This is a genomic window from Roseateles sp., from assembly GCF_052436255.1.
Lineage (GTDB): Bacteria > Pseudomonadota > Gammaproteobacteria > Burkholderiales > Burkholderiaceae_C > Pelomonas.
The window spans coordinates 1-11,237 of the sequence record NZ_JBQVNP010000161.1 but is presented as its reverse complement, the minus strand read 5'-3'; the positions used below and the strand labels follow the sequence as shown (position 1 = coordinate 11,237).

The 11,237-nt window shown below is 69.6% G+C and carries 14 protein-coding genes; 7 read left to right on the top strand and 7 right to left on the bottom strand.

Annotated features, from left to right (window positions below; genetic code table 11):
- Positions 1–607, top strand: a 607-nt coding sequence (locus ACT6S0_RS23680; RefSeq protein WP_444766223.1) for a hypothetical protein, incomplete at its 5' end; no start/stop codon positions are given.
- 52 nt (positions 608–659) lie between these two features.
- Positions 660–2,300, top strand: coding sequence for a peptide chain release factor 3 (locus ACT6S0_RS23675; RefSeq protein ID WP_444766222.1), 1,641 nt, complete (start codon positions 660–662; stop codon positions 2,298–2,300).
- Here ACT6S0_RS23675 and ACT6S0_RS23670 read toward each other — a convergent pair whose 3' ends face one another.
- The 5 genes from ACT6S0_RS23670 to ACT6S0_RS23650 form a co-directional block, all read right to left on the bottom strand.
- A complete protein-coding gene (locus ACT6S0_RS23670; RefSeq protein ID WP_444766224.1) occupies positions 2,301–2,543 on the bottom strand; it encodes a HepT-like ribonuclease domain-containing protein in 243 nt (80 codons plus the stop codon).
- A gap of 117 nt (positions 2,544–2,660) precedes the next feature.
- Positions 2,661–2,951, bottom strand: coding sequence for a nucleotidyltransferase family protein (locus tag ACT6S0_RS23665; protein ID WP_444766220.1), 291 nt, complete (start codon positions 2,949–2,951; stop codon positions 2,661–2,663).
- Positions 2,948–4,165 carry a type ISP restriction/modification enzyme gene (locus tag ACT6S0_RS23660; RefSeq protein WP_444766219.1) on the bottom strand — a complete coding sequence of 406 codons (1,218 nt, stop codon included), beginning with the start codon at positions 4,163–4,165 and terminating at the stop codon, positions 2,948–2,950. Before ACT6S0_RS23660 ends, ACT6S0_RS23665 begins: the two co-directional genes overlap by 4 nt.
- Positions 4,150–4,566, bottom strand: a complete 417-nt coding sequence (locus ACT6S0_RS23655; RefSeq protein WP_444766218.1) for a hypothetical protein — start codon at positions 4,564–4,566, stop codon at positions 4,150–4,152. Before ACT6S0_RS23655 ends, ACT6S0_RS23660 begins: the two co-directional genes overlap by 16 nt.
- Positions 4,550–4,714 carry a hypothetical protein gene (locus ACT6S0_RS23650; protein ID WP_444766216.1) on the bottom strand — a complete coding sequence of 55 codons (165 nt, stop codon included), beginning with the start codon at positions 4,712–4,714 and terminating at the stop codon, positions 4,550–4,552. Before ACT6S0_RS23650 ends, ACT6S0_RS23655 begins: the two co-directional genes overlap by 17 nt.
- Before the next feature lie 205 nt (positions 4,715–4,919).
- Between ACT6S0_RS23650 and ACT6S0_RS23645 the strand changes: the two genes are divergently transcribed.
- Both ACT6S0_RS23645 and ACT6S0_RS23640 read left to right on the top strand, forming a co-directional pair.
- A complete protein-coding gene (locus tag ACT6S0_RS23645; protein WP_444766214.1) occupies positions 4,920–5,651 on the top strand; it encodes a TFIIB-type zinc ribbon-containing protein in 732 nt (243 codons plus the stop codon).
- Positions 5,644–6,828 carry a tetratricopeptide repeat protein gene (locus ACT6S0_RS23640; RefSeq protein WP_444766213.1) on the top strand — a complete coding sequence of 395 codons (1,185 nt, stop codon included), beginning with the start codon at positions 5,644–5,646 and terminating at the stop codon, positions 6,826–6,828. Before ACT6S0_RS23645 ends, ACT6S0_RS23640 begins: the two co-directional genes overlap by 8 nt.
- Here ACT6S0_RS23640 and ACT6S0_RS23635 read toward each other — a convergent pair.
- Entirely contained in the window at positions 6,825–7,073 is a 249-nt protein-coding gene (locus ACT6S0_RS23635) for a hypothetical protein (protein WP_444766211.1), read from the bottom strand. The two genes, ACT6S0_RS23640 and ACT6S0_RS23635, sit on opposite strands and share 4 nt — an antisense overlap.
- A gap of 106 nt (positions 7,074–7,179) precedes the next feature.
- On the opposite strand from ACT6S0_RS23635, the gene ACT6S0_RS23630 reads away from it, so the two are divergent.
- Complete coding sequence (locus tag ACT6S0_RS23630; RefSeq protein ID WP_444766210.1) at positions 7,180–8,289, top strand: PQQ-dependent sugar dehydrogenase; 1,110 nt, start codon at positions 7,180–7,182, stop codon at positions 8,287–8,289.
- Between the two features lies 1 nt (position 8,290).
- Positions 8,291–10,264, top strand: coding sequence for a TonB-dependent receptor family protein (locus ACT6S0_RS23625; protein ID WP_444766209.1), 1,974 nt, complete (start codon positions 8,291–8,293; stop codon positions 10,262–10,264).
- Positions 10,265–10,396: 132 nt separating this feature from the next.
- On the opposite strand, the gene ACT6S0_RS23620 is transcribed toward ACT6S0_RS23625, so the two are convergent.
- Entirely contained in the window at positions 10,397–10,918 is a 522-nt protein-coding gene (locus tag ACT6S0_RS23620; protein ID WP_444766208.1) for a hypothetical protein, read from the bottom strand.
- Between the two features lie 126 nt (positions 10,919–11,044).
- On the opposite strand from ACT6S0_RS23620, the gene ACT6S0_RS23615 reads away from it, so the two are divergent.
- A partial coding sequence (locus ACT6S0_RS23615) for a hypothetical protein (protein WP_444766207.1) occupies positions 11,045–11,237 on the top strand: 193 nt, incomplete at its 3' end.

The window sequence follows — 11,237 nt, the reverse complement described above, 5'->3', positions numbered from 1 at the left end:
GGTGCGCGAAGGCCTGCCGCTGGCCCGCCTGCTACCGCCGCTGTTCACGCTCGCCAGCCAGCGCAGCGCTGGCGGCGGCGATGCACTCGCGGAGAACCGCGCGGCGCTGCTGACGCTCGCATTGCAGGCGACCGGCCGACGCATGTCCGACCTGGTGCCGGCGGTCCGGGCCGCGCCGCAGCCGCCGCAGGTCACGATGACGCTGGCCGGCCGCGAGGACTTCGCGCAGCATTTCCTGATCTCCGCCGCGCTGGCGCTGGAGGGCGGCGGGCCGCTGGCGGACGCCATCGGCGTCTACAAGGAAGTGGCCGACCTGCGCCACGGCAGCGGCTTCAGCTTCAACGACATTGCCGCCGACCGTGCCGGCACGCGGCTGGGGCTGCTGGCCCGGCGAGAGCCACGGGCGCTGCAGGAGCGGCTGGCGCGTGGCGCGCGGGAGAGCGACTTCATGCCCGACGTGGCCGACCTGCCGGAATTCCTCGGCAGAGGGGAATTCCTCGCGACCTACGGCGGCGTGGATGCGCCGGCCTACCGCCGGATGCTGGCTGAGATCGAGCGGCGACTGGACGCGCTGCCGCCGCTGCACGCGCCCGGGCCGTTGCCCTGAGCGTGCAGCGTCGGCACGGATAATTGCCGGCTACCCCTGTCCAGCGTCCTCCATGTCCGAACCCACCGCCAGCCGCATCGAGACCGAGGTGCGGCGCCGCCGCACCTTCGCCATCATCAGCCACCCCGACGCCGGCAAGACCACGCTGACCGAGAAGCTGCTGCTGTTCTCCGGTGCGATCCAGATCGCCGGCTCGGTGAAGGCGCGCAAGGCTTCGCGCCACGCCACGTCGGACTGGATGGAGATCGAGAAGCAGCGTGGCATCTCGGTGGCCTCGTCGGTCATGCAGATGGAATACCGCGACTGCGTCATCAACCTGCTGGACACCCCCGGCCACCAGGACTTCTCCGAGGACACCTACCGCGTGCTGACCGCGGTGGACGCGGCGCTGATGGTCATCGACGCGGCCAACGGCGTGGAGCCGCAGACGCGCCGGCTGCTGCAGGTATGCCGCGCGCGCAACACGCCCATCCTGACCTTCGTCAACAAGATGGACCGCGAGGTGCAGGACCCGCTGGCGCTGATGGACGAGATCGAGCGCGAGCTGGGCATGACGGTGGTGCCGTTCACCTGGCCGGTCGGCATGGGCAAGGCCTTCCACGGCGTGATGGACCTGCGCCAGCAGCGCATGCGCGTGTTCGCGCCCGGCGAGGACCGCGCCGCCGGCACCGAGGAGGTGCTGGATGGCCTGGACAACCCGGCGTACGCCGAGCGCTTCGGCATGCAGTACGAGCAGGCCAAAGGAGAGATCGAGCTGGTGCGCGACGCCGCGCCGGAGTTCGTGCACGACGATTTCCTGAGCGGCAGGCAGACGCCGATGTTCTTCGGCTCGGCCGTCAACAACTTCGGCGTGCAGGAGGTGCTGGACGCCCTCGTCGAGCTGGCCCCTGCGCCCGACTCGCGCGTGGCCATGCAGCGCACCGTGCAGCCGCAGGAGCCCAAGTTCACCGGCGTGGTCTTCAAGATCCAGGCCAATATGGACCCGGCCCACCGCGACCGCATCGCCTTCGTGCGGGTGGCCTCGGGTCGTTTCGAGCGCGGCATGAACCTCAAGGTGGTGCGCTCGGGCAAGACGCTGCGGCCCAACAGCGTCGTCACCTTCATGAGCCAGAAGCGCGAGCTGCTCGACGAGGCCTTCGCCGGCGACATCATCGGCATTCCCAACCACGGCGTGCTGCAGTTGGGCGACACCATCACCGAGGGCGAGGCCCTGCAGTACACCGGCCTGCCCTTCTTCGCGCCCGAGCTGATCCGCGCCGTCGAAGTGGCCGACCCGCTCAAGACCAAGCAGCTCAAGGCCGGCCTGCAGCAGCTCGGCGAGGAAGGCGCCATCCAGGTCTTCCGCCCGATTGCCGGCAGCGTGCTGCTGCTGGGCGCCGTGGGCCAGCTGCAGTTCGAGGTCGTCGCCCACCGGCTGGAGCATGAATACGGCTGCAAGGCGCGCGTCATGCCCAGCCGCTTCCAGGTCGCGCGCTGGGTCACCTGCGCGCCCGAGGACGGCGGCGAGAAGGAGCTCAAGCGCTTCATCGACGCCAACGACCACCGCATGGCCTACGACGCGGTGGACGCGCCGACCGTGCTCGTCGAGTACGCGCCCGAGCTGCGCGCCATCGAGGCCAACTGGCCCAAGATCAAGTTCCATGCGCTGCGCGAGCACGCGGGGCTGGTGTTCCAGCAACGGCTGGACGGCTGATCAACGCCCGGTTGCGGGTGGCTCTTGATCCATCCGCGTCAGCAATGCGCGCAGCGCCAGGTCCAGTGCTGGCAAGTCGTCGTGCAGGATGCTCCAGACCGTGTCGGCAGAAATACCCAGGTAGGCATGAGCGACACGTTTGCGCGTGGCCACGATTTGCCGCCAAGGCACGCCCGGTGCCATGGCACGAAGCGCCTCAGGCACATGGGTCGCGGCTTCGCCGATGAGTTCGAGATTGCGCAGGATGCGTCGTAGCGCATCGCGTCGACGGTCAGCGTCGCTTCGGTCAGGGCGCTGGAGTAGGCCAGCGCCTTGCCGCAGAACTCGATCATGTCCTCGATGTAGATACGGGTTTCGCGTTCAAACATGGATCGCGTCGCGCTCAACAAACGGCCGCAAGCGTTCCCGCAACGCCGTCTCCGTGACCAGATCGACGGGGCGCTGAAGCATGTCTTCCAGATAGAACTGAACGCCGAAAAAGCGCTTGGACGTCGCGGGGCCGTCGAAGGCCACCAACACATCCACGTCACTGTCGGCCCGCGCCGTCCCTCGTGCCATGCTGCCGAACAAGGCCAGGCGGCGCACACCGAAGCGCTCTGCCAGCACGGGCTTGTGCTCGGCCAGCAGCTTCAGCAGCGTGTCGCGGTTCATGGCCGGATGATGCAACGAAAGGCGCGCGCGTGGCCGATGTTGGCTAAGTCGGCTGGCCCGCCTCGCTTGCGTGATCCGCCGCAAACAAGTCGAGGTTGGCTCCGCCAACCCTCTGTACCGCTGGCCTTGCCCGCGTGCTGGCCGCACCTGGGGCCGGCAGCGCACCGGCAGCGCGCAGGCTGGCCTCGTCGAACAGCGGGCCGGCGCAGATGCGGGCCAGCAGGTCGCCCGCCTGCGGCAGTAACCGGCTGGCCATAGCACGCGCTGAGATGGGTCAGCAGCGAGGGGTGCAGGTTGGGCACGGTAGCGGCAGCATCGGCCCAGAGGGGGAAGACGCGGCCGCCGAAGGAGTCTTTGTAGTGATGCAGGTCGGGCACAAGGCCAGTGACCGTGAACGCTGGCCCGGAACTTGGCGATTCTTCGGTGAAGGCCGAGATGAATACCTGCTGATCTGAGCGAACCACCCAAAGCTGCGGATTCGGCCGATTGATGATCCGGATGTCCGGAATGATCCACTGGCGGTCGAAGGAGCGGAAGCCAAGGCGCACGGGTGGCAAGCAGTCGCCAGACTCATCGCCGACGCTTTTGCTGCTCACCTGATAGCCAGCGAGCGAATTTGAGACCTTGCGACTGACGTGCCGGTCTCCGAGCTTGCCGCCAACCAAGTGCGGATGAAACAACGCCTCCTTGTCCGCAGCCGGCGCATTCACCAGCCGCTCCCAACGCTGCCTCAGCGACTCAGCATCCGGCGCGATGACCCAGGTGCGGCCGGGCATGACGCCCGAGCCGTCATAGACAAAGAAATCCTCCAGCGCCGGAAACGCCGCCCAGGCGCCCACAGCCGCCGGGAGAAATGGCGCCCGCGGCTCTGCCGGGCAGTCCTGCCAGTCGCCGTCGTCCAGCCGCAGCGCCGCCAGGGCCGCGAACTTGTCCTTCCGATGACCGGCGGGCAGCGCACGGAAGTGAACGGCGGCGAGCTTGGGGCTCGCAAGTGCCGCTGCACCTTTCGCGGCGCCATCGTCCGCCGCCGCGTTGTCGCGCCGGCGCGAGGCGATGACGATGCAAACCGGTTGCTGCACGCCCTGGAACAGCCGCGTGCCGACTTCGGGCTGGTGGCCCTCGGGGCTGCAGTCGATCACCCAGATGTCCTGGCAGCGCTGGCGCAGGTACTTCCGCATGCGCTGAAAGCCCGGCCCGCTCAGAAAACCGGCCACGGTGATGAACGCGACGATGCCCGTGCCGAGTACAGCCAGGCGTCGCTGCGGCCCTTGCTAATCTTGGCCCAGCTCACCGCGTTGAGCACGCGCTCCAGTGAGCCCAGCGAGGTCTTGAGCGCGGCGCGGGTGGCGTTGTCGGTCAGCAGCTGCAGCGCCGTGCCGATCAGCGATGAGGTCTTGCGCAGCTCGACCGAGACGGCGTGCAGGTCGGCCGTGATGGGTATGGCCCGAGCCCGGGCCATCAACATGCCAAAGGTGACCGCCTGGGCATAGCCATCGGCAAACTGCGCGTCGTCGGCGTTGGGGAACAGCAGGTGGCGCCAGTCGCTGGCCAGGTCGGTCAGCGCGGGGTCACGCCGGCCCAGGGCCTCGGCCACTTCCTCACACAGCAGCAGCATGGCCGGCAAGTGTTGCCATGTCCTTGAGCAACTGTTCAAACGGACCGCGTAGTTGGTCCTCCGGCTCGCCTTTGGCCGTGGCGCTCGACAACTTCGCAAAGGCCGCGCGCCCGAACTCCGCGACCGCATCGGTCAGTGTGATGGCCAAGTTCTTTCTCCCTGCGCCGCGCAGGCATCTGACTATGGCTGCGTCAACGGCGCGCGAGCATAGCGAAGCGATGCACAGCTGAAAACACGCGCAGCTCCATGCTTGACGCACTGCCACGGACCGCCCCGACTGCGGGCAGCGGCGGTGGTGTTTCAACCACGGCTGGAAGGCGGGACGTCTATGGGGAAGCGTCTACCATTTCGCAATGCCCACGCCCGCCGCCCGACCCTGCCCGTCCTGCCGCGAGCCCATGCAGGTGCATGTGCTGCCCGGCATCTATAACGGCGAGGTGGAGATCGACTTCTGCTTCGGCTGCCAGGGCATCTGGTTCGATCACCTGGAGAACCTCAAGCTGGCCCCCGCAGCCATCGCGACGGTGTTCAAGGAGATGCACCATCACCTGGCCGCCCAGCACCAGCCGCTGGCCAGCCGGCTGAATTGCCCGCAATGCCGCACGCAGCTGACGCAGGGCTTCGACCTCGTGCGCAGCGGCCGCTTCATCACCCACCGCTGCGACAACCGGCATGGCCGCTTCAGCAGCTTCGCGTCCTTCATGATCGAGAAGGGTTTCGTGCGCCAGCTCACCCGGCCCGAGATCGCGGACATCGCCAGGAAGGTCGGCGTCATCCACTGCAGCAGCTGCGGCGCGCCGGTGGACCTGCGCAGGGAAGACGCCTGCTCGCACTGCCGCTCGGCGCTGTCGCTGCTGGACCCGCAGGCCGTCGAGAAGGCGCTGCAGACCTACGCCAAGGCCAGCGCACCGCGTGCGACCGCCAGCACCGACATCGCCGACACCATCGTGGCGATGGCGCGCGAGCGCTCGCGTGCCCAGCGCGAGGACCCGCGGCTGGCCCGGCCCGACCTGCTCGGCGCCGCCTTCACGGTGGACTTGCTGAGTGTCGGCCTGACCCTGTTCCACACGCTGTGGGATGACTGAGCGGCACGACGACTTCGGGCGCGGCCTGGCCCTGCATCAGCAAGGCCGGCTGGCCGAGGCCGAGCCGCTGTACCGCCGCGTATTGCGCAAGGCGCCAGGGCACTTCGACGCCCTGCACCTGCTGGGTGTCATCTGCGGCCAGACCGACCGCTTCGACGAGGCACACCAGCTGCTGACCCAGGCATTGCGGCAACGCCCCGACAGTGCGCCGGCGCTGACAAACCTCGGCAACACGCTGGGCAGCCTGGGCCGCCACCAGCAAGCCGTGCAGGCCTTCGAGCGGGCGCTGGCAGTGCGCCCCGGCGATGCCAAGGCCCTGCGCAACCGCGGCACGAGCCTGCGCGCGCTGGAGCGGCCGGTGGAGGCGCTGGCCAGCTTCGACGCGGCGCTGGCCCTGCAGCCTGATTACGCCGACGCGCTGATCGGCCGCGCCGAGGCCCTGCTGACGCTGCACCGCCGCGCCCAGGCCATCGAGACCTTCCAACAGGCGCTGGCGCTGGGCAAGGATGTCGACCAGATCCGCTACGCGCTGGCTTCGCTGGGCGTCGGCAGCGCGCCGTCCACGGCGCCGGTGGCCTATGTCGAAGCGCTGTTCGACATGTATGCCCACAACTTCGATCAGCACCTGACCGAGCGCCTGGGCTATCGCACGCCCGGGCTGCTGGTCACCGAGTTGCAGCTCGCCAACCCGCCGGACGGGGCGGACGTCATCGACCTCGGCTGCGGCACCGGCCTGTGCGGGCCGCTGCTGCGCCCCCTCAGCCGCCGCCTCGTCGGCGTGGACCTCTCCAACCTGATGCTGGCCAAGGCCCGCGAGCAGGGCCACTATGACGAACTGCTGCAGGGCGACCTGATTGGCGTGCTGGCCGCGCAGTCGCAGCCCTTCGACATCGCCGTGGCGGCCGATGTCTTCGTCTACATCGGTGACCTGGACGCCGTCTTCAGCGCCACCAGCGCAGCGCTGCGGCCCGGCGGGCTGTTCGCCTTCTCGGTCGAGGCCTGCGAGGGAGGCGACTACCGGCTCGGGCCCACGCGCCGCTACGCCCATTCGCCGGCCTATCTGCAGAGGCTGGCCTGTGCCCATGGCCTGGGCATCGAATCTTCGCGGCGCAGCACCATCCGCAAGGAAAGCGACGAAGGCGTCGAAGGCCTGCTGCTGGTCATGCGACGGTCCTAACGCAACCGCTTGGCGTAGTTCTGGCGCACGTTGCGGCTGATGTAGCGGCTCAAGCCCTGACCGGCCTGGGCCAGGCGCTGCATCTGGGTCACTACCGCAGCGCCCGGTCGGCCCTGGTCATACAGATAGACGTGGCCCTCGGCGAACTCGACGGTGATCCAACCCGACCCCAGGCCATAGGCGACGACGCCGGAATCGCCGCTGCGGTTGGCGTAGCGGTGCGTCGGGGTCCTGGCGTCGGCCATGCCGCGGCAGGGGCAAGGGAGATGCCTGGGGGTATGTGCGCGGAAAGCGACGCGATGTCTCACACGCTGCGATGATGCGGGCCCGTTTTTCGTCCATCCGCATCCGATGAACCAGCGTCTCCTTCCCCTGCTCATCGCCCTGGGCTTCACCGCCGCCGCCCAGGCCCAGTCGCCCCAGCTCGAAACGGTCGTCGACGGCCTCAAGACGCCCTGGGCGGTGGCCTTCTTGCCGGGCGGCCAGCTCTTGATCACCGAGCGCGACGGCCAGATGAGGACGGCGGCGCCGGGCGGCAGGCCCGGCGCGCCCATCCAGGGCGTGCCGGCAGTCGACGCGATTGGCCAGGGCGGCCTGCTCGATGTCGTCACCGACAGCGACTTCGCCCGCAACCGCACCATCTACTTCTGCTACAGCGAGCCCAGCGCCGACAAGAAGACCAATGGCACGGCGCTGGCCCGCGCGCGCCTGAGCGAGGACCTCAAGCGCCTCACCGATGTCAAGGTCATCTTCAGCCAGCAGCCCAAGATGGAGGGCCGCCTGCACTTCGGCTGCCGCATCGTCGAGACGCCGGACGGCAAGCTCTTCATGAGCCTGGGCGATCGCTACAAGGGCATGGACAAGGCGCAGACGCTGGACAGCCACATCGGCAAGATCGTGCGCGTGGGCAAGGACGGCAGCGTGCCGACCGACAACCCCTTTGTGAAGACGGCCGGCGCCCTGCCCGAGATCTGGAGCCTTGGCCACCGCAACTCGCAAGGCCTGACGCTGGATGCGCAGGGCAAGCTCTGGCAGCACGAGCACGGCCCGCAGGGCGGCGACGAGCTCAACCTCATCAACCCGAAGCTCAACTACGGCTGGCCCGTCATCACCTATGGTGAGAACTATGGCGGCGGCCGCATTGGCGACGGCCTGGCGGCCAAGGCCGGCATGGAGCAGCCGGTCGTCAAGTGGGTGCCATCCATCGCGCCGGCCGGCCTGGTGCGGCTCAGGAGCGCCAAGTACGGCCCGGTCTGGCAGAACAGCTTCTTCGTCGGCTCGCTGAAGTTCGGGCACCTGGAGCGCGTCAGGCTCGATGCCGACAACCGCCCGGCCGAGCAGGAAAAACTCTTCCCCGACGCCGGCCGCATTCGCGATGTGCGCGAAGGTCCCGACGGCCTGCTCTACCTCGTCCTCGAAGGGCACGGCCGCATCGTGCGGGTCAAGCCCACGACCCCGTGACATGAGCCTGCTGCTTGCCGCTCTCGCATTGGCCGGCGAGCCGGTGCAGCTCGACACCGTCGTGCTCAACGGCCGCGCGGCCGCACCGACATTGGCGCTGGAGCGCATCGACGCGGCCACCCTCATCCGCGATGCGGAGGCGCAGGACCCGGCGCAGGCGCTGGCCCGCGCGCTGGCGCGGGTGCCGGGCCTGTACGCCGCCAACCGCGGCAACGACGCCCAGGACCTGCAGATCTCCAGCCGCGGCTTCGGCGCGCGCGCCAGCTTCGGCGTGCGCGGCCTGCGCCTGGTGGCCGATGGCATCCCCGCCAGCACGCCCGACGGCCAGGGCCAGCTCGGCCACTGGCTGATCGCCGACGCCGCGGCGCTGGAGGTGCTGCGCGGCCCGTTCTCGGCGCTCTATGGCAGCGCCAGCGGTGGCGTCGTCGCGCTGCAGAGCCGCTGGCCGACACGGGCGCAGACGCAGGCAAGCGTCGCGCTCGGCGCCTTCGGCCTGCGCCAGGCCAGCATCAGCCTGGACCGCCTGCCCGCCGAGGGTCAGGCCTTGAGCCTGGCCGCGCAGCTCACCCGGCGCGACGGCTGGCGCGCCCACAGCGCCAGCGAACGCCGCCTGGCGCAGGCACGCTGGCAGCTGCGCGCGCCGGGGCAGCAGTTCATGGCCGTGCTGCAGCTGCAAAGCCAGCCGGCCGACGACCCGCTGGGCCTGACCGCCGAGCAGTTCGCCGCCGACCCGCGCCAGACCGCACCGCAGGCCAAGGCCTCCAACACCCGCAAGACGGCCGAGCAGCAGCAGCTCGGCCTGCGCTGGCAGCGCGACATGAGCGAGCAGCTGCGCGTGCAGGTGGCCAGCTGGCTCGGCCATCGCGCGGTGGACCAGTGGCAGTCCATCCCGCTCAACGTGCAGAGCACGCCGTCCCATCCCGGTGGCGTGATAGAGCTGCGGCGCCGCTTTGGTGGCATCGACGCGCGGCTGAACTGGTCACTGGCCCCCGAGCATGAGCTGACCGTCGGCTGGGCCGTCGAGACCCAGCGCGACGCCCGGCGTGGCTACCTGAACCAGGCCGGCGAAACCGGCGCCCTCAAGCGCGACGAGACCAATCGCGCCCGCAGCAGCGAGCCCTATGCCCAGTGGCGCTGGACGCCCACGCCCGAATGGGAGCTGCTGGCCGGCCTGCGCGCGACCGACCTGCGCTTCGACAGCACCGACCGTTACCTGGCCAACGGCGATGACAGCGGCGCGCGCGACTTCAGCGGCCTGCAGCCCGTCGCCGGCGTGGCCTGGCGACCGACCGAGGGTCAGGTCTTGCGCCTGGCGCTGGGTCGCGCGGCCGAGTCGCCCACCTTGACCGAACTGGCCTACCGCGCCCAGGGCAGCGGCTTCAACAACGAGCTGCGCGCGCAGCGCAGCCAGCAGGTCGAGCTGGGCTGGGAGGTCCGCGATGGCGAGCGCCGCCTCGCGCTGACCGCCTTCCATGCCAAGACGCGCGACGAGATCAGCGTGCTGGCCAGCAGCGGCGGCCGCACCGTGTTCACCAACGCCGCCCAGACCCGCCGCCGCGGCCTGGAAGCCGCCGCGCAGCTGCCGCTGGCGCGCGACTGGCGCCTGGACCTGACCGCGACCAGGCTGCTGACCCGCGTGACCTCCACCGGCCAGCCGCTGCCCGGCGTGCCGGCGGCACACGGCAGCGCCGAGCTGCGTTGGCAAGGGTCAGGTCTGGATGCCGGCCTGAGCCTGCAGGCCCGCGCCCGCCTGCCCGCCAACGACGCCGGCACCGCCGCGGCTGCCGGCGGCGCGCTGTGGGGCTTCAACATCGGCGGCCAGCTGGCACCCGAGTGGCGCTGGCGGCTGCGCGCCGACAACCTGCTCAACCGCAGCACCGTCGCCAGCGTCATCGTCAACGACGCCAATCGCCGCTACTTCGAGCCGGCGGCGCCGCGGGGATGGGCGGTGTCGTTGAGCTGGCAGCCGCGCTGAAGTAGGTTTGCACGGCGCCTCGGCGCGGCTCAGGCGGAATCTGGATCAGAGCAGCACCTGGTCGAAAAACTCGACCAGGTCAAGCCGGGGTTGTCGCAGACTACTGCACTGTTGATGCATTGCAAGGCCCCGTTAGTCCAGCAGCAAAAGCAGGAAAGCCGTCAGGTTGAGCACCGCGTGTGGCAGCGCCGCAGCGACATACGCCTTCCACCACGCCTGCGCCCGCCAGGCCAGGTAGCTGCAGCTGAAGATGTAGAAGCTCCAGAAGGTGCCGACGAGCCAGAGCAAGCCGAACGACCCGTGCAGGCAACCCCACAGCACACTTGACGCGGCTGCGACGAACACAGGCCGACGTGACATGCGGGACAACAGCGCCAGCAGGCCGGCCAGCAACAGCGTCTCGACCAGCGGCGCGAACACCACCATACCGAAGAACTCCTTGAACGTGCCCTCGCGTTCAGGAGCTTCGAAGAACGCCATGTCAATGCCCAGTGCCAGGCCCAGGCCATAAGCCACGCCGATGAAGGCCGCGCTCGGGAGCAGCGCCGCCGGCCACGCCAGCAGGCAGTGCAGCGTCAACGACCCCGCCCGGCGGGCCGTCACCAACGCCAGCAAGAGCGCATGCCAGCGCTTGGTCGGCGTTGCAGGGGCCATGGCTGCGGGTGAGGATTCAAGAACAGGCATCGGTGCTCGGCATCGTCTGAGACGGCCAGGATGTTAGGGAAACGCTGCGCCCGACCCCGCCGCGCTTCTGCGAGCATGCGCCCCCGGGAGGAAAACATGCCGTCGAACCACCTTGTCCGTTCCGTCGCAGCCGCTGCGCTGGGGCTGCTCTGCACCATCGCCCACGCCGCGCCGCTGACCCCCGCCGAGTTGCCCGCCGCGCTGCGCGACTGGCTGCCGTGGGCCCAGCAGGGACAGCCGCCGCTGGGCTGCCCGGCGCAGCCGGAAGGCGCGGCCGCCTGCGTCTGGC

What these genes read in the sequence shown, in the direction of transcription:
- ACT6S0_RS23630 (WP_444766210.1), top strand. Translation starts at nt 7,180, where the DNA reads ATGAACCAGCGTCTCCTTCCCCTGCTCATCGCCCTGGGCTTCACCGCC.
- ACT6S0_RS23645 (WP_444766214.1), top strand. Translation starts at nt 4,920, where the DNA reads ATGCCCACGCCCGCCGCCCGACCCTGCCCGTCCTGCCGCGAGCCCATG.
- ACT6S0_RS23675 (WP_444766222.1), top strand. Translation starts at nt 660, where the DNA reads ATGTCCGAACCCACCGCCAGCCGCATCGAGACCGAGGTGCGGCGCCGC.
- ACT6S0_RS23620 (WP_444766208.1), bottom strand. Translation starts at nt 10,918, where the DNA reads ATGGCCCCTGCAACGCCGACCAAGCGCTGGCATGCGCTCTTGCTGGCG.
- ACT6S0_RS23655 (WP_444766218.1), bottom strand. Translation starts at nt 4,566, where the DNA reads ATGCTGCTGCTGTGTGAGGAAGTGGCCGAGGCCCTGGGCCGGCGTGAC.
- ACT6S0_RS23635 (WP_444766211.1), bottom strand. Translation starts at nt 7,073, where the DNA reads ATGGCCGACGCCAGGACCCCGACGCACCGCTACGCCAACCGCAGCGGC.
- ACT6S0_RS23665 (WP_444766220.1), bottom strand. Translation starts at nt 2,951, where the DNA reads ATGAACCGCGACACGCTGCTGAAGCTGCTGGCCGAGCACAAGCCCGTG.
- ACT6S0_RS23640 (WP_444766213.1), top strand. Translation starts at nt 5,644, where the DNA reads ATGACTGAGCGGCACGACGACTTCGGGCGCGGCCTGGCCCTGCATCAG.
- ACT6S0_RS23625 (WP_444766209.1), top strand. Translation starts at nt 8,291, where the DNA reads ATGAGCCTGCTGCTTGCCGCTCTCGCATTGGCCGGCGAGCCGGTGCAG.